The organism is Vibrio sp. R15-SG3-ISO1B (assembly GCF_059833835.1).
Map to the genome: position 1 here is coordinate 1 of NZ_JCBDGG010000048.1, position 26,056 is coordinate 26,056.

Here is a 26,056-nt window from a genome sequence, read left to right on the forward strand (position 1 = left end):
GCTCGTCATGGTTCTCCATAAATTTGAGCATATGATGCTCAATATCGCGCAGTTGGTATTCAATGCGGCCTATCTCGCTGGTGGAAGCGCATCCTTGGGTGACCTTAATCAGGTGATCATACAGATCCACCTTGTCGTAGAGGTAGTCCATCTTGCCCAGTTGGATGTAATCACGATAACGATCGGGTTGGTACACCTCGGCAATCACTATCGCGTCGGAGTTGGTGTGCTTAATGTGTGCGTTGAGGTAGCTCCAAAACTCGACCGGTACCATCTCGGCCATATCAAATCGAAACCCGTCGACGCCTTTGTCTAGCCAGTAAAGCGCGATATCACGAAATTTCGTCCAAGAGTCCGGCACATTTTGCGATTGCCAAAAATGCAGGTGTTCGCCGCAATCTAAATGGCGATAGTGCGGAGGCAGAGAGGCAAAATCGTGGCTACCGTCGGGCCTTACCCCATAATTGATTTTTACCGTTTCATACCAGTCGTCGGCGTTGGGCTGAGCCAAGCGTGAACCGTTGCCGGTCCATTTGGCTGGGTACTCAACGTACGCTTCTTCTAATGCGGGGTGAGATTCTCCCCCGAGCGGGGGATTCGTCGCCAATTCGTCAGGCACTGAGAAGTGTTCGCCGGACAGGTAATAGAAATTATTGTCACGATGATAGATTACTGAGGTGTCATCGTCAGCGCCAAAATCGCGCACGCCAGGCGGGTTATATTCTCCTTGGTAGACCCGCGCGACATGGTTCGGGACTATGTCGATGATCACTTTAAGCCCCGCTTTATGGGTGCGCGCAATCAACGCCTCAAACTCTTGATTCCTGTGTTCTGGATTGTCCGCAAGGTCGGGATTGACGCTGTAATAGTCCTTCACGGCATAGGGCGACCCTGCTCTGCCCTTGACGATACTGGGATGATCACTGCGTATTCCACATTGCGAATCGTCGGTGACCCGCGCATGGTGCGGCACACCGGTATACCAAATATGGGAGATGCCGAGATCTCGAATGGCCTCTAGTGCGCGAGGCGTAAAATCGCTGAATTTGCCAACACCATTTTGCTCGCGAGTTCCCCAAGGAACGTTGGCGGTACAGATATTGCCAAAAAGGCGAGTAAAGACTTGGTAAAGGGTAATTTTGTTCATGCTTCACGAATTGTGGTGTGGAATGTTGATCGGATGAAGGCAAAGTGTAGAACAGTCAATTGGGCCATCCCTCATCCAAAGTAAAAATATGAGGGGCGTAGATCTGTTTTTTTGTGATCTTGCTATGTTTTTCTGTGATCTCACTATATATTGCGCGCGAGTGTATTTATGAGACATATTGTTTTGTCACATATCCACACTGAATGAGGTCTAAGTTTGATGGAGAAAAATGATTCGCTGTCTAAATAAAACATGCATATATTGAGCCGGAATTGATAGGTTTTATGTGATCATTGCTCGTTTTTTTAGTAAATGATACAATTTCTTTCGGTAAGTTATAATTAGTGTTCAAATTATCAGGAGACGGCTTTGCGCTTTGTGCTGTTGAACCAAAACAGATACTGCGCGAGCTAAAAACTAATTTATGGATAATGAATTTAAAAAATACAGTATCGACACGACGGACTATCAAGTTGGTCAAGACAACGTTCAAAAGTGGGGATTTGATATCCACAACCCCGTTTTTGGTATCAGCGCAGGACTCGTCATCCTCTGTTTGGTCTCTTTGTTGGTGGTTGAACCAGCAACAGCGCGCGACGCACTAAATGGTTTACGTAACGGTATCATTGCCGATTTTGATGTCTTTTTCATGTGGGCGACAAACTTCTTTGTCGTGTTTGCGATAGCGCTCCTCTTCTCGCCCCTAGGTAAAATTCGCATCGGCGGTATCGATGCGAAGAAAGAGTATTCCACCGTCTCTTGGCTTTCTATGCTGTTTGCCGCGGGCATGGGTATCGGCCTGCTTTTTTGGAGTGTAGCTGAGCCGACGGCCTACTTCACGGATTGGTGGGGCATGCCGTTAAACGCTGAACCGTATTCCGATCAGGCGAAGTCCCTGGCGATGGGGGCGACGCTGTTCCACTGGGGTATTCATGGCTGGGCGATTTACGCGATCGTCGCGCTTTCGCTGGCGTTTTTTGCGTATAACAAGGGGCTACCTCTGTCGCTACGCGCAGCGTTTTATCCCATTTTTGGTGACAGAGCGTGGGGTTGGTTAGGTCATGTGGTCGATATTCTTGCGGTGTTGTCGACGCTGTTTGGCTTGGCAACGTCTCTAGGGCTAGGGGCACAGCAGGCGACCAGTGGGATTAACCATGTGTTTGGTCTTGATGGTGGTACCGGCTTACAGATGGCGGTCATCGCTTTCGTAACCTTTATTGCGGTCATTTCTGTCATTCGTGGTATCGATGGCGGCGTGAAAGTGTTGTCAAACGTCAACATGATTGTCGCGTTTGCACTGTTGGTGTTTGTGTTATTCGTCAGTTTTGATATCGCGACCACTTCAATCTGGGACTCCACGGTTGCCTACGTACAAAACATCTTGCCGCTGAGTAACCCTCATGGCCGTGAAGACATCGACTGGATGCATGGTTGGACAGTCTTCTACTGGGCATGGTGGGTATCTTGGTCACCGTTTGTGGGGATGTTTATCGCTCGAGTTTCGAAAGGTCGTACCGTTCGTGAGTTTATTTTTGCCGTGATCGTGATTCCAACTGTGGTGACGCTGATCTGGATGGCGGTGTTCGGTGGTATTGCACTGGATCAAGTGGTCAATAAAGTCGGAGAGCTGGGCACCAATGGCTTAACGGATATTTCACTGACGTTGTTCCATGTCTATGAGCAGCTGCCTTACAGCTCCATTATTTCTGTACTGTCTATTGCCTTAATCTTGGTGTTCTTTGTGACGTCGTCGGACTCGGGCTCTTTGGTGATCGACAGCATTACGGCGGGGGGTAAAATTGATGCACCTGTCCCTCAGCGTATTTTCTGGGCGTGTATTGAAGGTTCGATCGCGGCGGTGATGCTTTGGGTCGGAGGCAAAGAGGCCCTGCAAGCCTTGCAGTCGGGCGTGGTCGCGACCGGTCTTCCTTTCACGCTGGTGCTGCTGGTGATGTGTGTCAGCTTATTGAAAGGCTTGAAGTCTGAGCTGCCCGCTTATCAGTAAGTGATTAAGTGGTAATGAAAGGATGAAAATGAGCACAGCGATGTGCTCATTTTTTTGTAGTGATGCTCACAAATCGAAATTAAGGGGCAGGGCTTGCCTGGCATCGTGTCTACGCTTTAGTAAGAAAACACAACAGCAACGTCAAAAAAGGAGACAATGATGGCTACGTTTAAGCAGGACATCCCGCACCGCGTGACGGTTTATCATGATGACCTTGAGCAAGAGAAAGCGCTAAAAGAGGCAATGAAGCCAGAAAAGCCACGCTACTTTAACGGCAGTCCTACTTATCAAGCAGACAGCATCGAAGAATTCAAAAGTAAAATCAGTCAGGTGGGGTTGTCGTTAGACAAATAATCACTCACATTGACTAAAGAGGCAGCCTGTTGGCTGCCTCTTCTTTTATCTGTGTTCTATTGTCTGTGGTATGACGCTTTTCTGTTACTGATTCTGGCCGATCACGTACTCAAGTCCACCGACAATCGCCGCGACTTGAGCCGCATTGCACTCCTCGTCGGTGACCAGTGCGCTGTCTGGATACACTTCAGTTGTGGTGCCGTACAAGCAGGTACTGACACCACCACACAGGCCAAGTTGTTTCATTGGATAGAGAATGACGCCGTGGCTGACGACAGGAGAACCAATGATTTCGCCTTTTTCGTCCGCTGGGGCGATGTGCGTGACTTTGCTCACCGCGTTAATCACGGCGGCTTGAAAGTCTAATTGCGGATTGTCGCTATCGCCAACAGTGTAAAATCCGTCGGGAATCATGCCTTCTATGTACTCAAGGCCATCACGAGCGGCCAGTGCCGGGCGAAACTCACTTTCATCGGTATCGGTGGTTTCATGCAGGTCGATGTGCACAAAAATCTCTTCGTGGATGCTTTCAACTAGCCTCATTAATTGCGCGGATTCTTTGGCAGGGGAGTTGGCGTAAAAAGAGCGATTGGGGTCAATGGCACTGGGGTTCCAGCGATTGATGGTTTCATAGCCCCAAGGGCTGACACACGGTGCGACGATCACATTGAAATATTGGCTGTAATGGGCCATTTTTTCTGCGGCAAACGCCAGCGCACCGTGGACACCACTGGTCTCATAACCGTGTACGCCGCCAGTGATCAACACCACTTTTTTACTTGCGTCCCATTGGCGGGTTTTGATGCAGTAAAGTGCGTAATGCTGCTCGTCGTAGTCAAGTGAGCCGTATTGTTCAACGTCGAATTGACCACGAAGTGCTTCAATCTTACTCACGACTTGCTGCTGATAATCGCGCTGTTTTGTCACGCTCGCTCGCCAAGCCGCTCGCTCTGTGTCCGTCCATTTCTGCCCGCGTGTTCCGATAGGGTAAGCGTGTGTTTGATTCATTGGTGACCCCTTGTCATTGGTGATGGGCACACAGCATAGTGATAGCTTGCGCAAGAGGCAATCATTGATGGGCGGCTGCTGGAATTTAGTGCGGCTCGTAAATACTGATAGCCGATAATGCACCATAGACACACCAAATCGGAAACCATATCAATTCGAACTATACTCATGGTATATCTGCACCCTTATCCGTCGCTTCTCACGACGATGTGGCTTAGCCAATGAATCAATCAGGCTGACGATTATTGAGCAAGCTTATGTGAGTTGACGCCCATTTACCATCGAACAACACCTCTCTACGCCTCGCACCTACTACGGCAAGAAGCGGATAAAGGGGGAATCGCAAGCGGATCTCGCTTTGGTAAAATGGCAGACAATCGGGTTACCGACGTAGCCGTTTGACAAAAAGGTAAAGGAAATCGTGATGTTAATCTCGAATGCAACCGACGTCATTTTGCATGCTTTCGATTGGCCTTATGAGATGGTCAAAGCGAGAGCAACAGATATTGCTAACGCGGGCTATAAATCCGTGTTGGTTTCGCCACCGATGAAATCGCTCAAGCGCGAACAAGGCACACAGTGGTGGCAGCGCTATCAACCGCAAGATTATCGAGTGATAGACAATCAATTGGGTAATACTGAGCAATTTACCGCGATGATTGCCACGCTGAAAGCGCACAAGGTTGAGGTCTACGCCGACATAGTGTTTAACCATATGGCGAATGAATCCTCGTTACGTGATGATTTACACTACCCCAGTGCTGCGGACATAGCGACCTACCAGAAGGACAAGGCGTATTACGAGCGTCAACGTTTATTTGGTGATTTGAGTGAGCCACTGTTCGATCACGATGATTTTGTCGAAGCGTTCGGCATCTCGGATTGGCAGGACAAGTGGCAAGTGCAAAATGGCCGAATTACTGGCGGGCCAAGCGATCCGGGGCTGCCTACTCTGCGTGATAACGCGCATGTGGTGAGCATGCAGCAGCAATATCTCAAAGCCCTAAAGTCACTAGGGGTCAAAGGGTTTCGCATTGATGCCGCAAAACACATGACGCTGGAGCATCTGCAAAAAGTGTGGACGGATGAGATTTGTCACGACGTGCATATTTTTGGTGAGATCATCACCAGTGGCGGTGCGTCCAAACCTGAGTATGATCTCTTCTTAGAGCCTTTTCTTGCTCAAACCGATCTTGGCGCCTACGACTTTCCCCTGTTTCAAACACTGTTTGACGCGCTACAACCGAAAGGAAGCTTGAAAAGCTTAGTGGATCCTTATTGCTTTGGCCAAGCGCTGTCGGAAAGTCGAGCGATCACGTTCGCCATTACCCATGACATTCCCAATAATGATGTCTTTGCGAATTTGGTGATGGATGAGACGTTGGAGTGGTTGGCTTACTGCTACATTTTGGGCCGAGATGGCGGTGTACCGCTGATCTATACCGATCTCGATACCAGTGGCATTCAAGACAGTACGGGGCAGCCTCGCTGGCAATCCGCTTGGAAGGATAAAAAAATGTGCGCCGCCATTGCCTTTCACAATCAAATGCATGGCAAACCGATGCGCATCATTGAAGCCGGTGACGATCTCTTGGTGTTTGCTCGTGGCAATGATGGCCTTGTGGTGGTCAACAAATCGACACGCAGTCAAACCATAGAGCGAAAAGAGGGGACGGCGATGACGGATGTGCTGACAGGAAAGAGAGTATTTGGCACTGAAAATGCGCTGACAGTGGCCCCTAAAAGCGCCATGATGTTGGTACGCAAATCCAATGAAGCTCTTTAGGCACGTTGACGCTCCGTAGGTCCAACGATGTTTAGTGGGAGAGTTTGAAATGGACGGGTTGGCTAGGCGTGCATCACCTAGCCAACCAGTGCTCGTTCCAGATTGTCGAACAGGGCGTCGTTGCCATCAAACCATTGTTTGATTACCTGGCTGCGCGCTTGACCTGACAGCATCTGTTTACGCGCTTCACGTACTCTGAGTAAAAGTTGCACTTCACTTGGCAACGGGCTTTGCGCTCGCAGGGTGTTGTCGCTTAACCATTGATTGAGCTGTTTAGTGAATGTGGATTCGCTCAGCTTAGGCGTAATCCAGGGTAACTCATCACGCACGACCGTGAGTAGAGGAAGCTGTTTTTGTCTGTCATCAACCGTGCTTAAGCGATCAAGCAGCGCGGTTAGCAGAGGGGTGGGCCGGATGTAGCCGGCTTGCCTTACGAGTGGCAGTTGGGTGCGTACCGATAGCTCGATGAGATCCAGTTGAGTGTTCGGCGTATAGGTGACGGCCGCTAGGGTATCAAATGGCAGCCAAAAGGTATCGCCAGGCTCGACGACGTACTCTTTTTTGCCCAAACGGATAAAGACGAATCCTTGAGTGACGCGCAGCAAACCGTGCTTGATGGTGTGACGACGTGGTGTTGTCGTCAGATATTCGTGGGATTGCGCTTGATAGGAAATGGCGTAATGCATGGAAAAACTCACTCTTTATGGGGCGACAAGAGTACCGTTTTCTAATTGAAATGCCAATCTTGCCGGTGACCTACACAATCAAATCACGCTTTTCGGCCTCAAGTGGTGACGGTTTGCGCAAAAATGGGCCAACGTTCTGGTCTGACCTTACTAATTGTGCGACAACGATAGCTGCTAAGCGCACAAACTCCGCGTAGAATAAGGCAGCTTTAAATTTGATGTAGTAGACCATGACCACAACCACAGACCCATTTGTAGACATCCGCCCATACAACGACGACGAAATTCCTGCTGCGATTGAACGCTTAATTAATGATGAAGAGTTTATCAGCGCCATCATAAAACATCGCTTCTCACACCGTGGACGCTGGTTTGCTGCGTTGATGTCTCCGTTGGTGAAAATCGCGCTAAAAATGAAATGGTCTAAGCTCAACTCTGTTGAAACCACTCAGTTGGAAGTGAAATCCTACCTTGAGCGTACGCTTAACACGACAACAGACGGCGTCACCTACAGCGGTTTAGACCAGCTAGATCCTAATCAAGCCTATTTGTTTGTCTCTAACCACCGTGACATTGCCATGGACCCGGCGTTGGTTAACTATGGTTTGCACGTGAATAACCACAAAACTGTGCGCATTGCGATTGGCGACAATTTGTTGAAAAAACCGTGCGCAACGGAGCTGATGAAGCTCAATAAGAGCTTTATTGTTAAACGTTCAGCCAAAGGTCCGCGTGAGATGATGAAAGCGTTGGGCACCTTGTCTGCGTACATTAAACACTCTCTCGACACTGGTCACTCGATTTGGATTGCACAAAAAGAGGGCCGAGCGAAAGATGGGAATGATTTTACTGATCCTGCGATTTTAAAGATGTTTCATGTTGAAGGACGTAAACAGAAAATCGATTTTGCGGACTACATCCGCTCACTCAATATTGTCCCGGTCTCGATTTCTTACGAATATGATCCCTGTGATAGTGCTAAGGCTCTGGAACTGCATCAAAAAGAGACTCAAGGTGTTTATCAAAAAGGTGAGTTTGAAGATATCGAAAGTATCATTCAGGGTATTGTAGGCTATAAAGGCCGCGTCCATGTGGCATTTGGCGACGTAATTCAATCGGGTTGTGATAGTCCTGATGAGTTGGCGAGTACCATCGACGAGCAAATCCACCGTCACTACAAGTTGTTCCCAATTAACTTGCTGGCCTCTGGCGATGAAAGTGTCGAAGAAGGGGTTAAGCAGCGCTTAGCCGACAAATTGCAAGCGTTACCAGAGGGTGCGCAGCGCCACCTGATCGCCAGCTATGCCAATCCGGTGAAAAACCAGTAAGCGGCATTCGCGGTTCAATTAATAAGGGCACAGTAGTTTGAATACTGTGCCCTTTTTTCGGTCGGTTAGTGCTCACTCTAGGGAGCGACCGCACCGCCGAGGGTCAGATTGGTCGGCCAACGGCTAATGCGATTTCCACCAAGGAAGATGTTGCCATTGACGGTCATGGTGTCTGGGAATGTGGTGATGGCGGAGCCGCCAATATAGAGGTTTCCATCAACGATTAGACCTTCCGGCAGTTCGGTCAGTGGTGTGCGCATCACACTCAAATCGCCTTTAACGCGAAATCTAGGTGGCAAGCTTGCTAGAGGCGTGTCAGTAAAATTGAGAAATCCACCCACCTGAATGCCGGGAGGCCAACGAGTCACTTGTGACCCGAGGAGATTGGCATAGCCGCGTATTTTGACCCCAGGGGCGATTTTTTTCAGCCCGCTGTTTGAGGCATCCAAACTGCCTTCAATCTCTATCCCTTTCGGGATTTGTGTCATTTGAGTTTTGGCAATATTGAGATTGCCCTTGATCACAAGGCCATCAGGCAAAGAGGTGTAGGGCTTGTTGCGCAGATCCAAGTTTCCGTAATTATCAAGATGATTCAAAATACGGTAGGTGTCGAGTGGCTCCCCGACAGCGACACAGGAGGCGGCACTGAGCCAAAGCGCAACAAATTTAACGAGATACTTCATGTACACTCACGATGAACAGACGTGTGTTTAGTATCAGAGAGAGCGGGCTTAGGGTCAATTTTAAGCCAATAAAAAACGGGGATGGACCCCGCTTTTAACACATCAAAACACTCTATACGTTTGATTAGCGCGCGAGTGAACGTGTTTTGAGTTCAAAAATCAGTTTTTCAGCGCTCACTTCAAATTTGAAGTGTGCGGTCAGCTCTTTTGCGTCATCGGCGATAGGAGATACTTGATACTCCACGTTCTCAGACACTTGTTTCGCCAGTTCAAGATATTTGGCCAACTCAGCTTCAAGCAACGTTTTGTTCTCAGCGAAGATGGTCACTTGTGCAACATCGTCACCTTCTTTGATGATGAAGCCCATTTCGCCTGCACAGCCACACGCTTCGCATACTTGTTCTTGTTCAGTGCTCATAGTCACTATCCTCTTACAAAGTTTGTGGTCATTTTATCGGTTTATTTGAAGTGAATCCACACAAAAACCCATAATGCAGCATGACATACTATTTACTGTGCTACGCTGTAAGATGTCAGTGGGGCGCTTGATTGACTGTGAATGAATCCTATTATCAGTGTGATCTTTGTCAATTAATTGAGAAAATTAATGATAATTACTCACGCCGAATGTGCGCTCTCGGTTGTCAGTCGGGGGGATTTGTAAGATTATCGGCGGTCTTATTATATACAGAAGTAATGATGTCTTTGCATTTCATAAAAATGCCCTATGGCCTTTTATGAAAACTTAGCTTACGCCAGATCGTTAGATTTTGCGTTGCTCTGCATTAGCCACGACACGAAATGCGCTCGCGCGCTTTTCATTGCCAGGGTGTTATGCACCGTAAAGCTAACTCGTAGAGGTGTCATGTTTGATTCACTTTGATTTAGATGGATATACAAAGAGAAGAGCCTAAACATGCCTAAGCGTAGTAAAGAAGATACTGAAATCACCATTCAGAAAATAATGGATGCCGTCGTAGACCAACTGTTACGCCTCGGATATGACAAAATGTCATACACCACATTGAGCCAACAAACCGGCGTGTCGCGAACTGGGATCAGTCATCACTTCCCGAAAAAAACCGATTTTACCGCCGCTTTGGATGGTCGTATTTTCAAAATGTTTGTTGAACACTTGGATTTTGATCACTCATTACCTGAGTTTTCGGCCAGTTGGTTAACGGCGCTAGAAAATCCAGAATTTAAAGCGATTTTACGCCTGCTATTCCACCATGTGGTGACGTCGCACAACGCACCTGAATTTGCGTCAAATGGGATTGAGCGTCTATACAAAACCGTAGAAACTCAGTTTGGTGATGAGAGTGCGAAAGAGCTCGAGTGGTTGATGGGTAAATCGCTTGTCAGCATGACCGCTTAATCATCAAATCGGAAAAAATCTTAAACCGCGTCCTGTGAAGACAGAGCGCGGTTTTTCTTTTTTAGTATGTTAAACGCGAAGTGACGCTCGTGTAGAATCGTTTCTACGACTATTATTGTTGCGAGTTAGAAACGGTAGTGTCCGATTAGTTTGATAGCTGCGATTCATCGATTGACAAGCACTCCTCTGATGAGACATAGGAATTCTCTCTATATTAGTGTTTCATAATGCTCGCTTTGCTAACTATCTGTTACACTGAAAGTATTAAATCAATAACTAGTAATAGGTGCATGAATGTCTTTACCTGTTCTTATTTGTGATGATTCTGCCTTAGCCCGTAAACAGATGGCCCGTTCACTTCCTGCTTCGCTGAATGCCGAGATCAGTTTTGCGGTTCATGGCCTTGATGCATTAAAACAGCTTGAAGAGAACTCATTCAAACTGATGTTCCTCGATTTGACTATGCCTGAGCTGGACGGGTTTGGCACCCTAGATGAGATCCAAAAACGCAACATAGACATCCCGGTTGTGGTTGTGTCAGGGGACATTCAGCCGAAAGCGAAAGAGCGTGTGATGTCTTTGGGGGCGAGAGCCTTCATTCAAAAACCCATCAATCAAGACGCGTTGAAAGCGGTTCTACGAGATCTGGTAGAACCTCAGGCCAAGCCACAAATCGTGACCCCCGTGTCTCTGGAGCTGCCGGTTCTTCGCCGCCGTGACATCTACATGGAAGTAGCGAACGTGTCGATTGGTCGCGCCGCAGATGCGCTTGCGCGCCACTTTGATGTGTTTGTCCATTTGCCGCTGCCGAACGTCAACATTTTTGAAGTGAGTGAGTTGCACATGGCGCTCAGAGACTTGGCGGAAAATGATCAAGTCTCCGGTGTGTGTCAAGGGTTCAGTGGTGAGGGGATTGCGGGAGAAGCGCTGGTCTTGCTCAGTGACTCCAGTGTCTCCGATTTGAAAAAACTGATGAAAGTGCCTGCGGACAGTGAAGAGTTGGAAGAACTCGAACTCCTAATGGACGTCTCTAACATTCTCGTTGGGTCGTTTTTAAATGGTTTAGGCCAACAAGCTGAAGTCCGTTTTTTCCAAAGCTCTCCGGTGTTGCTGGGGCAGCATATTTCGATTGACTCCGTGATCGAGTCAACGACGGGATCTTTTAGCAAAACTATGACCTTTGAGGTGAGTTATAACATCGACGGTACATCGATTCGTTGTGATTTACTGTTTATGTTTGTCGATGAATCTCTGCCGCTACTCGACAATAAGCTGGCGTACTTGATGGAGGACTTTTGATGTTGAATCTTCCTGCTGAATTTGAGCAATTCCACTGGATGGTGGATATGGTACAAAACGTCGATTTGGGCTTAATCGTCATCGACCGTGAGCATAAGGTCCAAGTGTGGAATGGCTTTATGACCCATCACAGTGGCGTGCAATCTCATGATGCGATCGGCAAGTCTTTGTTTGAGCTGTTCCCTGAGATCCCTCAAGACTGGTTTAAACTCAAAACCAAGCCGGTCTACGACTTAGGCTGTCGCAGCTTTATTACGTGGCAGCAACGTCCTTATTTATTTAAGTGTCGTAACGTGCGTCCGGTGACGCAACAAGCCGATTTCATGTATCAGAATATCACCCTAAACCCAATGCGCACGCCAACCGGTGAGATTCGCTCGCTGTTTCTCTCGATTCAAGACGCCACGGCGGAAGCCCTTGTCTCAAAAAAGTGATCGATAAGGTCGCGATCTAGGCTGGGATTGTGCGACAGTGAGAGCACGATTCTAGCCAGTGAGTGACCTATGGATTCCACAACCCTACCACGGTGGCTTTACACTGCCGATCAAGTCAAACAAGGTGAAGTGCTGGCTGCCAAGCGAGCCAATATCACGCTTTATCAATTGATGGAGCGCGCAGGACGCGCGATTTTGACGCTTATTCAGCGCTTGTACCCTGACGACAAGTCGCTCACGATATTGTGTGGAACGGGCAATAATGGCGGCGATGGATTTGTGGTCGCTCGTCTTGCTCATCAAGCGGGGTATGACGTTACTCTCTGGCTCAGTGGCGATGAATCTAAACTACAAGGAGACGCTGAGACCGCGAAGCTCGCCTATGTGCGCTCGGGAGGCGAGATCCGTTATTTTAAAACTGAGCATCACGCCGAAGTGCTCAAGCGGGATCTGTTGCGCTCAGCGCTGATTGTCGATGCATTACTTGGCACCGGATTAAAAGGGTCGGTTCGTCAGCCGACGCAAGCCATCATCGACACGGTCTCAGAGACTCTCTCTCACACTCCCTGTCCAGTTGTCAGTGTCGATGTGCCTTCTGGTCTATGCGCCGACTCTGGCACTCGACTAGGAATTAAGGGCAAGTCACCATGCATAGCGGCCGACCACACTTTAACCTTTATTGGTATTAAGCGCGGACTGGTGACAGGGGAGGCGAGGGCCGTGGTTGGTCAACTCCACTTCGATGGTTTGGAGGTAGATGAGTACTTTTCGTCCCAAGTCCGCAGCAACACGGAGCGGTTGTCACAAACTGAGATGCAAGCACTTAAACCAGCGCGGCATGTTTTAGCACACAAAGGCGATCACGGGCGATTGCTGTGTGTGGGCGGCAACCAAGGCTATGGCGGTGCGATTCGTCTGTGCGCCCAGGCTGCGGTGCGAAGCGGTGCTGGTCTTGTTCGCGTTCTGTGTCACCCACAGAATGTCACCGCGCTTCAAGTCGCATGTCCTGAAGTGATGAGTGAAGGATGGCGAGAAGACTTAGCCATGATCAGTCGCCGTTTTGTAGGGCAAAAAGTGTTGGCTATTGGACCTGGCTTGGGTCAAGACGCTTGGTCTCACGCATTGTATGATCATACCGCGCAATATGAACAAGTTAAAGTTGTCGACGCCGACGGTTTAAATCGACTTGCCACTCAACCCAACTACGATGAACAGCGTGTCATTACCCCACATCCCGGCGAAGCGGCTAGATTGCTGGCTTGCTCGGTGGCAGAGGTGGAAGTGGATCGCTTTGCCGCTATCAAGGCTTTGCACCAACGATACGGCGGCACCGTCGTTCTCAAAGGGGCTGGGACACTCATTTATGATGGCGAGGTGACCTCTGTGTGTCTTGCGGGCAACCCGGGCATGGCGAGTGGTGGCATGGGCGACGTATTGACCGGGATTGTCGCGGCGTTATTGGCTCAAGGATTATCACTCAGCAACGCGGCAAAGCTTGGCGTCTATCTTCACAGCCTTGCGGCGGATAAGTTAGCACGGCGCGAAGGCCAGGTTGGTTTGCTCGCCAGTGATCTTATTGCTGAGGTGCGTTACCAGCTCAATCAATGATCCAAATCATCACTTTTTTGTGACATTGATTGTTATTTGAGTCAGTTACGTTAGAATGCTCGTTCGCTCCTGAGTTGTGCATCCGTATTTGCATATAAAAGGAGCTGAATTCTCGCCTTTGACGGCCATTATCCCGGCCGTGAAAGATACGTATGAATTGCAAGTGTTGCTTGGTGTGCAACACCACTGTAAAGGACAGTTAAATGCCTATTATTACTCTTCCTGACGGCAGTCAGCGTCAATTTGACAACCCTGTTTCTACTCTTGATGTCGCGCAATCTATCGGCCCTGGTCTGGCGAAAGCTACTATTGCGGGTCGTGTTGATGGTCAACGTGTCGATGCTTGTGATCTCATCGAAGCGGATGCAAGCCTTGAAATCATCACAGTAAAAGATGAAGTGGATGGTCTTGAAATCGTGCGTCACTCATGTGCGCACTTGTTAGGTCACGCGATCAAGCAGCTTTATCCGAACGCGAAGATGGCGATCGGTCCGACCATCGATAGTGGCTTCTACTACGACATCGACTTAGAAGAGTCATTGACGCAAGAAGATCTTGAAAAGATCGAAAAGCGCATGAAAGAACTGGCGAAAACCAAGTACCCAGTCATTAAGAAGAAAGTCAGTTGGCAGGAAGCACGTGATGCGTTTGAATCACGTGGTGAAACTTACAAGATGGAAATCTTGGATGAGAACGTCGCACGCGATGACCGTCCAGGCCTTTACCATCATGAAGAATACATCGATATGTGTCGTGGTCCTCACGTACCACATATGGGTTTTTGTCAGCACTTTACGCTACTGAATGTAGCGGGTGCTTACTGGCGTGGTAACAGCGACAACAAAATGTTGCAGCGTATTTATGGTACGGCTTTCCACGACAAGAAAGCGCTGAAAGCGCATCTAACGCGCTTAGAAGAAGCCGCCAAGCGTGACCACCGTAAAATCGGTAAGCAGTTGGACTTGTTCCACATGCAGCAAGAAGCACCGGGTATGGTGTTCTGGCACCACAATGGTTGGTCTATTTTCCGTGATTTGGAAGTGTTTGTTCGTGAAAAACTGACAGAGTACGACTACCAAGAAGTGAAAGGTCCATTGATGATGGATCGCGTACTTTGGGAGCGTTCAGGTCACTGGGATAAATACGCCGATGCGATGTTTACCACGTCGTCAGAAAACCGTGAATACGCCATCAAACCAATGAACTGCCCAGGTCACGTACAGATCTTTAACCAAGGTCTGAAATCTTACCGTGACTTGCCTCTGCGTATGGCGGAGTTTGGTTCTTGTCACCGTAATGAACCGTCAGGTGCCCTGCACGGTATCATGCGTGTGCGTGGTTTTACGCAAGATGACGCGCACATCTTCTGTACAGAGAGTCAAATCCAAGAGGAAGTGACGGGCTGTATTAAGATGGTCTACGACACATACCAGACGTTTGGCTTCGAGAACATCGTCGTTAAGCTCTCCACTCGTCCTGAAAAGCGAGTCGGATCAGATGAGATCTGGGATCAGTCGGAAGAAGCGTTGAAGCAATCTTTGCAATCGATGGACATTCCATACGAAATTCAAGAGGGCGAAGGCGCATTCTACGGTCCTAAGATCGAGTTCACTCTGTATGACTGTCTCGATCGTGCATGGCAATGTGGTACGGTGCAGCTAGACTTCAACTTACCTGGCCGTCTAGGTGCCTCTTATGTGGATGAGAACAACGAACGTCAAGTTCCTGTTATGATCCACCGTGCGATTTTGGGCTCGCTTGAGCGCTTTATTGGTATTCTCATCGAAGAGTACTTTGGCTTCTTCCCAACTTGGCTATCTCCTGAGCAAGCTGTTGTCATGAATATTACTGATAAGCAGTCTGATTACGCGAAGGAAGTGGCTCAAAAACTACAAAAAGTTGGAATTAGAGCAAAAGCAGACTTGAGAAATGAGAAGATTGGCTTTAAAATCCGCGAACATACTTTAAAGCGTGTACCATACATGCTGGTTTGTGGTGACCAAGAGATGGAAGCCGGCGAAATCGCAGTACGTACTCGTAAAGGTAAAGACCTCGGTAAATTTAAAGTGGATGACTTTATTGCATACATCCAAGACGAGATCTCTACCCGTAAGCTCAATCTGGAGGAATAAACTATTAAAGGCGGAAGACGCGGCCAAGTACCGGCCAAACAAAATGCTCATCGTTTAAACGGTGAAATTCGTGGCGTTCGTGAAGTTCGTTTGACGGGTGCTGATGGCGAATCAGTGGGTGTTGTTTCTATCCAAGAAGCAGTCGCAGCTGCTGAAGAAGCAGGTATGGATTTGGTTGAAATCAGTCCAAACGCTGAGCCACCAGTATGTCGTGTAATGGACTACGGTAAATTCCTCTTTGAGAAGAGCAAATCTGCTAAAGAGCAGAAGAAAAAGCAAAAACAGGTCCAGATTAAAGAAGTAAAATTCCGTCCTGGAACTGATATTGGAGACTATCAGGTAAAACTACGCAACCTGACGCGTTTCCTTGAAGAAGGCAACAAAGTGAAGGTAACAATTCGCTTCCGTGGCCGAGAAATGGCACACCAAGACATCGGTGTTGATGTTCTCAAGCGCTTGAAAGAAGACACAGTAGAATTTGCTGTTGTGGAATCTTTCCCAAGCAGAATTGAAGGGCGTCAGATGATCATGGTTCTTGCCCCTAAGAAGAAGTAATTAACGGCTTACAAGTAATTCAACCCCGCCGTTTACCTTACGGTCAAATGGCGGGGTTTTATTCGCCCTGATTACGTGTTTATTAAACTACTACAATGCGGAGTTATTCATCATGCCTAAGATGAAAACCAACAAAGGTGCTGCTAAGCGTTTCAAGAAAACTGCTGGTGGTATTAAGTACAAGCACGCTACAAAACGTCACATCCTGACTAAGCGTACTACTAAGAACAAGCGTCAACTACGTCCTAACGCAATCCTTCCACGTTGTGAAGTGGCTGCTGTTACCCGTATGTTGCCATACGCTTAATTCTTTTTAGTTTATTTATCGTTTAGTTTAGGAGAAGCATAATGCCTCGCGTAAAACGTGGTGTACAAGCTCGTGCACGTCATAAGAAAGTTCTAAAACAAGCTAAAGGTTACTACGGAGCACGTTCACGTGTTTACCGCGTAGCTTTCCAAGCAGTTACTAAAGCTGGTCAATACGCTTACCGTGACCGTCGCGCTAAGAAGCGTCAGTTCCGTCAACTATGGATCGCTCGTATCAACGCTGCATCTCGTCAAAATGGTCTATCTTACAGCCGTTTCATCAACGGTCTTAAGAAAGCATCTATCGAGATCGACCGTAAGATCCTTGCTGACATCGCGGTATTCGACAAATCTGCATTCGCAGTACTTGTTGAAAAAGCGAAAGCAGCTCTTTAATTAGAGTTCGCTGTTAGGATTAGGAAAAGGAGAGCTTAGGCTCTCCTTTTTTATTGCCTGTCTATCGGATGCGATCTTTTGGAACAAGGCAAAACAAAACGCAGGCAAATGCCTGCGTTTTGTTGTTTCAGAGAAAGGGCGCTACTAGCTATTATTGCTTTCGCGGTACTGATATTCATAGTCGACGTTCACTAGCGCTTTATAGGCAACTTGGCCGCGTTCAGAAGCGAACTCTTCGACGGTGACCGTCATATCTTCCACTTTGATAGTAGGTAGTAGAACGTTACTTTGATGGATAGGAAGTGTACGTTTTAACTCCGATGCATCCATGGCGCGCACTTCTTCCATCAGTTTAAAGCCCGCCTCGTAAGCCATCTGCTTACTTTGATAATCACCCGTCGTCAGTGAGCGATGTGATTGGGTGGTTTGCGTTGACGCCAACACAGAAGAACTTAGGATTAACGTTGAAAGTAGAATGAGTTTTTTCATCACGGAGACTCCTTATTGGTTACCGTTGATGTCTATGCTAGCGAGTGATCGATTTTGCGTCTGTCAAGGTAAGTAATTCTTATTACAGCTTGTGTAAAGAGTTTGGATACGATGCTGACGTTTGCGCAACCTAACGCTAACAATGTCAAACTTCTATGGGTTTTTGTGGTCGTATTACAGAAGTCGGTCATGGAGTGTTGAATAGAGGTGAAGGCCTTGACCGACCAATAGCAACTTTCAAGTTTGGTATTAATATTGCTTGGTTTATCACCACTGCCAGTTCGCAGTCGTGATAAACAGAATGGACATCAGCAGTGTGTTGCAAAGGAAACCGCAATGAAGAAATTTGGACTGGTGCTTTTGATCGCGATCGGTTTAGTGGGGTGCAGTACTAAGTTTGTGTACAACAATATGGATTGGTTGTTGGTACGTTATTTACAAGACTACGTTGAACTGGATGATGACCAAGAGTCCCTCGCAAGCGAGAAGATCGCCACCTTGAGCCAGTGGCACCGTGAGCAAGAGATCCCACATTATATTGAACATTTGGATGAGTTGATGGCGATTGAGCCAACCACGTTTACTGTCGATGATCTGATCTCTGAGCAGCAGAAGCTCGAGGCGCACACGACTCGTCTGGTCGCAAAAGTGACGCCAGAACTCTACGAACTGGCCAGCCAACTGTCTGACGAGCAAGTTGAAGAGCTCATGGACAATATCCGAGTAAAGCACACCCAGTACAAAAAACGTTACCAAGACCTTTCTGAAGAAGCGATTCGGCAACGATACAAAACGCGTATAGAAGAGAATATCGAAACTTGGGTCGGTGACTTAACCGATGAACAGCAACTGATGGTTGATCAATGGGTTGCGGACATGACACTGACCAACCAAGATTGGGTCGCGCATCAGACGCGTATGCGTGTTGAGCTCAATGCCTTACTTGCTGTACGTGTCGATCCTTCACTCTTCCAACCTAAACTGCAATCGTTGATGGATACGCCAGACAAGCTCTATAGCGCCGATTTAGAGCAAAAAATTGCATACAACCAGCAGCTGTCGAGACGTTACCTAGTGACCATTATCAACAGCATGACCCCTGATCAGACTGCGCACTATCGACAAGAAATCCAGGAGTGGAAGGAGATTGCACTGTCAATTCGATGAACATTAACAGCGGGAAATCAATACCTTGGTCTAAGTTAGCCAACGCACAGTTTCGTTGCTCTTTACTTGGGCTCGCCTCGAAAACTGGTTAGATTATGGGTTTTGCAGCGAAGGTTGGAGTGGTATGGATTGGGCAGTGTTGTTCGTCGCTGGCGTGTTGGGGGGAATACTCAATAGCGTCGCTGGGGGTGGCAGTTTTATCACTTTTCCTGCGCTGATGTTTGTTGGCGTGCCGCCAATTGTTGCAAACGCCACCAATACCTTTGCCGCTTGCGCGGGTTACCTCAGTGGCGCCTATGGATTTCGTGAAGACATCGCTTCTGAAAAAAAACAAATTATTCGAATTGTTCTGGGCAGTTTACTCGGCGGAGCGTTAGGTGCTTGGTTGTTATTGAGTGTCTCAGAGCAGCAGTTTCTTGGTGCAATTCCGTGGCTGCTGCTGTTTGCTACCTTGCTGTTTATTTATGGTCATCACATTAGCGCATGGGCGTCACGTCTGGCGACACATCCGACTCGAGAAGTTCGACTTAAAAGCGTCATCTTGACACTGTTTTTGGTTTTCGTCGCGGCGTATGGCGGTTTCTTCAATGCAGGGCTTGGCGTGATTGTATTGAGCTACCTTGTGTTAGCAGGCTATCAAAATATTAATCAAATGAACGGTCTTAAACTGCTGATTTCCTCGGCGGTCTCTTTGGTGGCGATCGTTATTTTTGTCGCTGAAGGGGCAATAGACTGGCCACGTGGTATAGCGGTCATGATGGGTACACTAAGCGGCGGGTATTTGGCGGCACGTGTGTCTAGGCGAGTAGCGCAGCAAACAGTGAAGCGTTTCGTTGCGTTGTCTAGCTTGGTCATGACGGTGTACTTCTATATTGATGTATATTGGCCTATCGACGAGTGGTGATGCGCTTTGTGCTGTGCTGACTGCCATGATCACATCTAAAGCTAATTTGAGCTTGTTTTAGGTTAATTTATCTCCTTTTCTGCCACTCTCTAACTGTACTCATGACGGAGCATCTGTCACCGATATCACCCAGTTTTCCCATTTCTTTCCAGTGATAGGAGGCGTTATGAGTAGAAAACTAGGTCGCGTGATGTCGAGCAGCCGTATGATCTGTTTTGTGGCTTTTCTAGCAGCGGTATTTGCATGGATTTTGAGTATGCCGGCGCTGTTTACGGTGTCACTTTTAGCGCTGGTGGCTAGTGGAGTACTGTATTGGGATGACGTGAAGAAAGCGCGTCAATCCTCAAAAAGATCACTCTAGCATTGCTCAAGTGGCCAGATGAAAATGGGCACATGCGAGTGTGCCCAGTGTAACGTCGGATGGCTTTACCTAGAAGAACCCAAGTGGATTCACGTCATAGCTGATGAGTAAGTTTTTGGTGTTTTGATAGTGATCCAACATCATTTTGTGCGTCTCTCGCCCGATGCCTGATTTCTTGTAGCCTCCAAAGGCGGCGTGGGCAGGGTAGGCATGGTAGCAGTTTATCCACACTCGGCCAGCTTCGATGTGACGCCCCATACGATAGGCAAGGTTGGCATCACGTGTCCACACGCCAGCCCCCAAGCCGTAGTCCGTATCGTTGGCTATCGCGAGCGCTTCTGCTTCATCCTTGAACTTGGTGATCGCAATGACAGGACCGAAAATTTCCTCCTGGAAGACACGCATTTTATTGTTGCCTTCAAGGAGTGTTGGTTGGATATAGTAGCCAGAGGCAATGTCGTCACTTTGTGGGGCCACTTCTCCGCCGAACACCACATTTGCCCCCTCTTGGCGGCCAATTTCCAAATAGCTCAGAATCTTGTCAAATTGCTCTTGAGAGGCCTGCGCTCCGACTTGTGTGTCCGTATCAAGTGGGTTGCCTTGTTGAATGCTCTTTGCTCGCTCTGCGACTTTGGCAATGAACTGGTCATACACGGCTTCGTGCACCAAGACACGAGAAGGGCAAGTACAGACTTCGCCCTGATTGAAGAAAGCGAGCAATGTGCCTTCTATACATTTATTTAGGTACTCATCTTCGTGTTCAAAGATGTCAGGGAAGTAAATATTGGGCGATTTACCGCCCAGCTCAACGGTGGACGGTATCAAGTTATCCGCGGCGCATTTGAGGATGTGGTTACCGACTTCTGTTGACCCCGTAAAGGCCAGTTTGGCGATTCGGTTACTGGTAGCAAGTGCTTGACCTGCTTCATTGCCGAAGCCGTTGACAACATTAATGACTCCCGCTGGGATTAAGTCACCAATTTTTTCCATCAAGAGCAAGATGGACGTGGGTGTTTGTTCGGCCGGCTTTAATACCACACAGCAGCCCGCGGCAAGCGCTGGCGCAAGTTTCCACGCCGCCATGAGCATGGGGAAGTTCCATGGGATGATTTGACCAACAACACCAATCGGCTCAGGAAAGTGATAGCTTGCGGTTGTGGCATCCAGTTCGGCGGCGCTGCCTTCTTGTGCTCGGATACAGCCAGCGAAATAGCGGAAGTGGTCGACAACTAACGGTAGATCAGCGGCCAGCGTTTCACGTACCGGTTTTCCGTTCTCCCAAGTCTCGGCCACCGCCAGTTCTTCAAGGTTGGCCTCGATGCGATCTGCGATTTTAAGCAGGATGTTGGCGCGTTCAGTGACGCTCGTGGATGCCCATGCCGAGCGAACGTGGTGCGCCGCGTCGAGTGCGAGTTCGATATCTTCGGCTGATGAACGTGCGACTTGGCAATACACTTTGCCATTGACGGGAGAGACGTTGTCAAAGTATTCGCCGCTGACTGGTTTCACCCATTCTCCTCCGATGTAGTTGTCGTAGTGAGACTTGAAGTTCGTAAGTGAGCCTTGAGTTCCGGGTTGAGCATAGATCATGTGAAGTCCTTTTGTTTCTCGTTCAGATTACTGGTAGCGCTGGGCGCTATCGTTATTGTTCTGGGTAGATTGTTCATGTGTATCAAATCGGCGAAGGTACTGATCTTCGAATCTATCGCACGGTGTTTTAAACACATGGACAAGAAATACTTAGGCAAATCACAGACCAAGTGTTAAAAACTTGTTGTAAATATGTTGTCGAGCTAGAGTTTCCAATAATGTAACGGTGTTATGGGTGCGAGTTTTTTGCGCTTTGGAAAGCGGGCAGGAATGTTCAGCTGTTCCAAATTGACACATCTGATTGTTGACTATTGGAGCAGGTATGCAGCTGCGATCGATGAACACGCAAGACTGGTTGGCTTCTTCTTGGACACGCAGTAGCCATGCGGGTCTAAGAGAAGTGAGGAAGCCAGAAGACATTACGTTAAGCAAAGCGAAATTGGATGAACGTCGCTTTCAATGTCGTGAGGTCATTGAGGCGGTGGAAACCAGTGCGCTTCCTCTGTTCAATCAAGTGATGGCACGCACAGACAGTCGCTTGATCTTGACCGATCCACAGGGCGTAATTCTAGCGACTTGGGGACAAGATAAATTTCGCGATAAATTAGCGGCCATTTCACTCGGTACAGGTTCGTGTTGGTTGGAGCATGTTAAGGGAACCAACGCCATCGGTACTGCGCTCCATGAACGTCGCGCGCTCACCATCGTTGGGGAGCAACATTACATCAAACATCACCGATTCATCAGTTGTTCGGCGAGCCCACTCTTCAATCATCAAGGTACCTTGGTTGGTATCTTGGATGTCACTAGTGAGCAGAAAACCCACGATGCCACCGAGCAGTTACTGGTGCAAAATATGGTTCAGATGGTGGAAAACCGATTGCTAGCCTCTGTACCTGACGGCGCTGTGCAACTCAACTTAGCCACAGACTCTTCCTTCCTCAGGTCTGGCTGGCAAGGCATAGTGATTGCTGATGAGCGAGGTAAGGTCTTGGCCCACAACCCAGTGGCTTCACAGCTAATACGTCACTCTGGTTTAATTGGCATGTCGGTTGAGCAAGTACTTGAGCAATCACAACGCCAGCAAGGCTTAATTGTGCAACAGACGGCGCTTGGCCGCCAAACTCGGCGTAGGAAGCGCTTCAACACGGACAATTCACTTCATTATGGCGACTCTTTGGTTGAGCAGGCTTGGCAGCAAGCGAGTCGTTTATATGGCAAAGACATCAGTTTGCTAGTGCTTGGTGAGACTGGCGTGGGTAAGGGGGAGTTTGTCAAAGCGTTGCATGCTAGCAGCGTTCGGTGTAAAGCACCTTTGGTCACTGTAAATTGCGGTGCCCTCGCAAAGGAGCTCATCGAGTCTGAGCTGTTTGGTCACGCGTCGGGCGCTTTTACAGGGGCGAACAGCAAGGGCTACATCGGCAAGGTTCGGCAAGCGGACAAAGGCTGTCTGTTTTTAGATGAAATTGGCGAGATGCCTTATGAAAGTCAAAGCCGCCTGTTAACGGTATTGCAAGACAAGGTGGTTACACCTGTTGGCAGTGGAGAGAGTCACAAAGTCGATGTCCAAATTATCGCCGCTACCCATCAAGATTTAGCCAAGCTCGTTGAGCAAGGGCAGTTTCGGCAGGATCTGTACTATCGACTCAATGGGTTAATCATCACTTTACCGCCACTTCGAGCTCGACACGACCGACGTGAGTTAATTCAAACGCTGCACCAGAAGCATACCCAACGGGATAACCAGCAGCTAAGCGCAAGGCTACTTGACACACTGGATGGTTATTCGTGGCCGGGAAATTTACGAGAGTTAGACAACCTACTCAAGGTGACCGCGCTTCTTAATCCGGATGAAGAGTGGCTGAGTATTGAGCATCTGCCTAGCCACTTAGCTCATGCAATGGTGTCTGAGTCTGAGAGTTGCGATGACGAGAGACAAGATTTGCAAACTGCTGTGAATAGCGCATTGCTCAATGCTTATCAAGCGTCAAAAGGTAACATCAGCCAAGTGGCGCGCAGTTTAGGTGTGAGTCGAAATACCGTTTATCGTAAGCTGAAGTTGTTGGGATTGTTAGAGTAAAAAATAAGAGCGCCGAATGGCGCTCTTACGTTTTTTTAGCCTTGTAGCCCGCCTTGTTGTTGGGCTTGTTTTACTAGTGCCTGACGCTCAGTCTCTTTATCAGAAATTACTCTATTATCCTTGTTATTTGCTTGTTCAACATCCGATGGAACAAATACAAAGAGTTTGTTAATAGTCATAATTGAGCCCTACTAAGTAAATATTGCCACTCCAATTTAGGTGAGTGGTCAAGGTGTGACATCATCCACACTTTTTTAATTATAGGCGTAGATGAGGGGATGAGATCACCCAACCTCATCTATCAACGGGATGAGCCAACAAAAAAAAGGCGCTTTCGCGCCCGATTCAATGGTTGCGCTACAGGTTACACATCGTAAGTGGTCGATGCGGTATCACCGCCTGTACCTGTCCAGTTAGTGTGGAAGAATTCACCACGCTCACGGTCGATACGCTCGTAAGTGTGCGCACCGAAGTAATCACGCTGAGCTTGCAGCAGGTTCGCTGGTAGACGAGCCGTTGTGTAACCGTCTAGGAAAGATAGCGCAGAAATCGTACATGGCATTGGGATGCCTGACTCTAGAGATTTCGCTGCCACTTTACGCCATGCCGTTAGGCTGCTTTGTAGGATGTTTTTGAAGTACTCGTCAGAACCTAGGAATGCAATGTCTGGGTTCGCTTCGTACGCATCTCGGATGTTGCCTAGGAATGCAGAGCGGATGATACAACCACCACGCCACATTAATGCCACGTTTCCGTAGTTAAGATCCCAGCCGTTTTCGTTTGATGCTTCGCGCATTAGCATGAAGCCTTGAGCGTAAGAGATGATCTTAGACGCTAGTAGCGCTTGACGAAGTGCGTCAACCCACTCTTGCTTATCACCTTCAACCGGCGTGATTGTCTTGCCGAATAGCTTCTCAGCTTCAACACGCTGGTCTTTTAGTGCAGATAGACAGCGAGAAAATACTGACTCAGAGATAAGTGTCAGTGGAATACCTAGGTCTAGGGCATTGATACCTGTCCACTTACCCGTACCTTTTTGGCCTGCTGTGTCTAGGATCTTCTCAACGAGAGGCTCACCGTCTTCATCTTTGTAGCCAAGGATGTCAGCCGTGATTTCAACCAGGTAGCTGTCGAGCTCAGTCTTGTTCCAATCTGCAAACACCGCTTGCATCTCGTCAGCAGACATACCAAGACCGTCTTTCATGAACTGGTAAGCTTCAGTGATAAGCTGCATGTCGCCGTATTCGATGCCGTTGTGTACCATCTTAACGAAGTGACCAGCACCGTCGTTACCAACCCAATCACAACAAGGTTCACCAGCGTCAGTTTTTGCAGAGATACCTTGGAAGATAGGCTTAACTGCTTCCCAAGCTTCCGCAGCGCCACCAGGCATGATTGAAGGACCGAAACGCGCGCCTTCTTCACCGCCAGATACACCAGTACCGATGAAGTGAATGCCTTGCTCACGGCAGTGCGCTACGCGGCGGTTAGTGTCTGGGTAGTTAGTGTTACCACCATCGATGATGATGTCGCCTTCGTCTAGAAGTGGGATTAGGTTGTCGATGAAAGTGTCAACAACGTCACCAGCACGAACCATCAGCATCACTTTACGTGGCGTTTCGAGTTTCTCAACCAACTCTTCAAGTGAGTAAGCACCGATAATGTTGGTACCCTTCGCTGGGCCTTCTAGAAACTCGTCTACTTTCGCAGCAGTACGGTTGTGAGCCACCACTTTAAAGCCGTGGTCGTTCATGTTGAGGATAAGGTTTTGACCCATTACCGCTAGGCCAATAACACCGATATCACCTTTCATTATTTCTCTCCAATATGTTCTCGTTGGACGAGCAACCGCGTTATGCGATTTTCGCCGCTGCGTCAGAATCTAAGTACCACTCCGTCTCACCCGCTTTCGACTGAATTTTCGCCGCGGGGTAAGGCAGTTCGCTTGCTGGAGTGGTGTGAATTTCGTGCACGATATCAACTTTACCTGAGCCAAGAACGAGGTAGCTGATTCGTTTTGCTGCTTCTAGCACTTTAGCGGTTTTTGACACGCGTAGTTGGCCAGATTCAGGATGAGAAGCGACAACAGACAAGTTCTCATCCGCATAGTTGGTTTGACCCGGGAATAAAGAGGCAGTGTGGCCGTCGGCGCCAACACCCAATAGAATCCAATCAAACACGGGCGTACCGTGTTCACACTGGATAACCTCTGCCATCTCGTTGGCAAAGCGCAGCGCTTCCTGCTCGGCGTCATTTTCGCCGCGAATACGGTGGATGTTTTCAGCAGGTAGGTTCACTTTGCTAAATAGCAAAGCATTTGCTTCACCGTAGTTGCTTTCCGCGTCATCCGGTGCAACGCA

The 26,056-nt window shown here is 48.3% G+C and carries 26 protein-coding genes; 16 read left to right on the forward strand and 10 right to left on the reverse strand.

Features of this window, described 5'->3' with window-relative positions:
* On the reverse strand, positions 1 to 1,147 hold a 1,147-nt coding region (locus AC6R0S_RS15515), incomplete at its 3' end, for an alpha-amylase family glycosyl hydrolase (protein ID WP_500638302.1).
* A gap of 424 nt (positions 1,148 to 1,571) precedes the next feature.
* Between AC6R0S_RS15515 and AC6R0S_RS15520 the strand changes: the two genes are divergently transcribed.
* Positions 1,572 to 3,152 carry a BCCT family transporter gene (locus AC6R0S_RS15520; protein WP_500626942.1) on the forward strand — a complete coding sequence of 527 codons (1,581 nt, stop codon included), beginning with the start codon at positions 1,572 to 1,574 and terminating at the stop codon, positions 3,150 to 3,152.
* A 159-nt stretch (positions 3,153 to 3,311) separates the two neighbouring features.
* On the forward strand, positions 3,312 to 3,506 hold the full coding sequence (locus AC6R0S_RS15525; protein WP_334551586.1) for a hypothetical protein: 195 nt from the start codon (positions 3,312 to 3,314) through the stop codon (positions 3,504 to 3,506).
* Positions 3,507 to 3,590: 84 nt separating this feature from the next.
* Here AC6R0S_RS15525 and AC6R0S_RS15530 read toward each other — a convergent pair whose 3' ends face one another.
* Positions 3,591 to 4,514, reverse strand: a complete 924-nt coding sequence (locus tag AC6R0S_RS15530; RefSeq protein WP_500638303.1) for a M14 family metallopeptidase — start codon at positions 4,512 to 4,514, stop codon at positions 3,591 to 3,593.
* A gap of 424 nt (positions 4,515 to 4,938) precedes the next feature.
* Between AC6R0S_RS15530 and AC6R0S_RS15535 the strand changes: the two genes are divergently transcribed.
* Positions 4,939 to 6,300: an alpha-amylase family glycosyl hydrolase gene (locus AC6R0S_RS15535; protein WP_500638304.1), complete on the forward strand. Its 1,362-nt coding sequence runs from the start codon at positions 4,939 to 4,941 to the stop codon at positions 6,298 to 6,300.
* Between the two features lie 77 nt (positions 6,301 to 6,377).
* Here the strand turns inward: AC6R0S_RS15535 and AC6R0S_RS15540 are convergent, their stop codons facing one another.
* Entirely contained in the window at positions 6,378 to 6,986 is a 609-nt protein-coding gene (locus AC6R0S_RS15540; RefSeq protein WP_500638305.1) for an AraC family transcriptional regulator, read from the reverse strand.
* A 230-nt stretch (positions 6,987 to 7,216) separates the two neighbouring features.
* Here AC6R0S_RS15540 and AC6R0S_RS15545 point away from each other — a divergent pair, with 230 nt between their 5' ends.
* The gene (locus AC6R0S_RS15545) at positions 7,217 to 8,314 is read left to right on the forward strand and encodes a 1-acyl-sn-glycerol-3-phosphate acyltransferase (protein WP_500638306.1); all 1,098 of its coding nucleotides are present in this window, start codon (positions 7,217 to 7,219) and stop codon (positions 8,312 to 8,314) included.
* Between the two features lie 77 nt (positions 8,315 to 8,391).
* Here the strand turns inward: AC6R0S_RS15545 and AC6R0S_RS15550 are convergent, their stop codons facing one another.
* Positions 8,392 to 8,997: a hypothetical protein gene (locus AC6R0S_RS15550; RefSeq protein ID WP_500638307.1), complete on the reverse strand. Its 606-nt coding sequence runs from the start codon at positions 8,995 to 8,997 to the stop codon at positions 8,392 to 8,394.
* A 124-nt stretch (positions 8,998 to 9,121) separates the two neighbouring features.
* Positions 9,122 to 9,415, reverse strand: a complete 294-nt coding sequence (locus tag AC6R0S_RS15555; protein WP_487901602.1) for a YfcZ/YiiS family protein — start codon at positions 9,413 to 9,415, stop codon at positions 9,122 to 9,124.
* Between the two features lie 498 nt (positions 9,416 to 9,913).
* Between AC6R0S_RS15555 and AC6R0S_RS15560 the strand changes: the two genes are divergently transcribed.
* The 8 genes from AC6R0S_RS15560 to rplT all read left to right on the forward strand — a co-directional run bounded on the left by AC6R0S_RS15560 (position 9,914) and on the right by rplT (position 17,105).
* The gene (locus AC6R0S_RS15560; RefSeq protein WP_500638308.1) at positions 9,914 to 10,375 is read left to right on the forward strand and encodes a TetR/AcrR family transcriptional regulator; all 462 of its coding nucleotides are present in this window, start codon (positions 9,914 to 9,916) and stop codon (positions 10,373 to 10,375) included.
* Positions 10,376 to 10,669: 294 nt separating this feature from the next.
* Positions 10,670 to 11,674, forward strand: coding sequence for a response regulator (locus tag AC6R0S_RS15565; RefSeq protein ID WP_500638309.1), 1,005 nt, complete (start codon positions 10,670 to 10,672; stop codon positions 11,672 to 11,674).
* Positions 11,674 to 12,108, forward strand: a complete 435-nt coding sequence (locus AC6R0S_RS15570) for a PAS domain-containing protein (protein WP_334551613.1) — start codon at positions 11,674 to 11,676, stop codon at positions 12,106 to 12,108. The genes AC6R0S_RS15565 and AC6R0S_RS15570 overlap by 1 nt, the downstream gene beginning before the upstream one ends.
* Positions 12,109 to 12,177: 69 nt before the next feature.
* Complete coding sequence (locus AC6R0S_RS15575; RefSeq protein ID WP_500638310.1) at positions 12,178 to 13,716, forward strand: NAD(P)H-hydrate dehydratase; 1,539 nt, start codon at positions 12,178 to 12,180, stop codon at positions 13,714 to 13,716.
* Between the two features lie 203 nt (positions 13,717 to 13,919).
* A complete protein-coding gene (gene thrS, locus AC6R0S_RS15580; RefSeq protein ID WP_334551616.1) occupies positions 13,920 to 15,848 on the forward strand; it encodes a threonine--tRNA ligase in 1,929 nt (642 codons plus the stop codon).
* A gap of 3 nt (positions 15,849 to 15,851) precedes the next feature.
* On the forward strand, positions 15,852 to 16,403 hold the full coding sequence (infC, locus tag AC6R0S_RS15585; RefSeq protein WP_334552191.1) for a translation initiation factor IF-3: 552 nt from the start codon (positions 15,852 to 15,854) through the stop codon (positions 16,401 to 16,403).
* Between the two features lie 112 nt (positions 16,404 to 16,515).
* A complete protein-coding gene (gene rpmI, locus AC6R0S_RS15590) occupies positions 16,516 to 16,710 on the forward strand; it encodes a 50S ribosomal protein L35 (RefSeq protein WP_140131889.1) in 195 nt (64 codons plus the stop codon).
* Between the two features lie 41 nt (positions 16,711 to 16,751).
* Positions 16,752 to 17,105 (forward strand): 50S ribosomal protein L20, encoded by a 354-nt coding sequence (rplT, locus tag AC6R0S_RS15595; RefSeq protein WP_009841742.1) that lies wholly within the window; start codon positions 16,752 to 16,754, stop codon positions 17,103 to 17,105.
* A gap of 144 nt (positions 17,106 to 17,249) precedes the next feature.
* Here the strand turns inward: rplT and AC6R0S_RS15600 are convergent, their stop codons facing one another.
* Entirely contained in the window at positions 17,250 to 17,594 is a 345-nt protein-coding gene (locus tag AC6R0S_RS15600; protein ID WP_500638311.1) for a DUF3316 domain-containing protein, read from the reverse strand.
* Positions 17,595 to 17,930: 336 nt separating this feature from the next.
* Between AC6R0S_RS15600 and AC6R0S_RS15605 the strand changes: the two genes are divergently transcribed.
* From AC6R0S_RS15605 to AC6R0S_RS15615, 3 genes are all read left to right on the forward strand, one after another.
* Positions 17,931 to 18,761, forward strand: a complete 831-nt coding sequence (locus AC6R0S_RS15605) for a DUF6279 family lipoprotein (RefSeq protein WP_500626952.1) — start codon at positions 17,931 to 17,933, stop codon at positions 18,759 to 18,761.
* 124 nt (positions 18,762 to 18,885) lie between these two features.
* Positions 18,886 to 19,665 carry a sulfite exporter TauE/SafE family protein gene (locus AC6R0S_RS15610; protein WP_500638312.1) on the forward strand — a complete coding sequence of 260 codons (780 nt, stop codon included), beginning with the start codon at positions 18,886 to 18,888 and terminating at the stop codon, positions 19,663 to 19,665.
* A 166-nt stretch (positions 19,666 to 19,831) separates the two neighbouring features.
* Positions 19,832 to 20,026, forward strand: coding sequence for a hypothetical protein (locus AC6R0S_RS15615; protein WP_487901596.1), 195 nt, complete (start codon positions 19,832 to 19,834; stop codon positions 20,024 to 20,026).
* A 69-nt stretch (positions 20,027 to 20,095) separates the two neighbouring features.
* On the opposite strand, the gene exaC is transcribed toward AC6R0S_RS15615, so the two are convergent.
* On the reverse strand, positions 20,096 to 21,616 hold the full coding sequence (gene exaC, locus AC6R0S_RS15620; protein WP_500632971.1) for an acetaldehyde dehydrogenase ExaC: 1,521 nt from the start codon (positions 21,614 to 21,616) through the stop codon (positions 20,096 to 20,098).
* Between the two features lie 322 nt (positions 21,617 to 21,938).
* Between exaC and AC6R0S_RS15625 the strand changes: the two genes are divergently transcribed.
* Positions 21,939 to 23,696 (forward strand): sigma-54-dependent Fis family transcriptional regulator, encoded by a 1,758-nt coding sequence (locus AC6R0S_RS15625; protein ID WP_500638313.1) that lies wholly within the window; start codon positions 21,939 to 21,941, stop codon positions 23,694 to 23,696.
* 35 nt (positions 23,697 to 23,731) lie between these two features.
* Here the strand turns inward: AC6R0S_RS15625 and AC6R0S_RS15630 are convergent, their stop codons facing one another.
* From AC6R0S_RS15630 to AC6R0S_RS15640, 3 genes are all read right to left on the reverse strand, one after another.
* Complete coding sequence (locus tag AC6R0S_RS15630) at positions 23,732 to 23,875, reverse strand: hypothetical protein (protein ID WP_500632025.1); 144 nt, start codon at positions 23,873 to 23,875, stop codon at positions 23,732 to 23,734.
* A gap of 185 nt (positions 23,876 to 24,060) precedes the next feature.
* Complete coding sequence (gnd, locus tag AC6R0S_RS15635) at positions 24,061 to 25,509, reverse strand: decarboxylating NADP(+)-dependent phosphogluconate dehydrogenase (protein WP_487901594.1); 1,449 nt, start codon at positions 25,507 to 25,509, stop codon at positions 24,061 to 24,063.
* Between the two features lie 40 nt (positions 25,510 to 25,549).
* Positions 25,550 to 26,056 (reverse strand): 6-phosphogluconolactonase (locus AC6R0S_RS15640; RefSeq protein WP_500638314.1); only part of this gene is annotated, 507 nt, incomplete at its 5' end.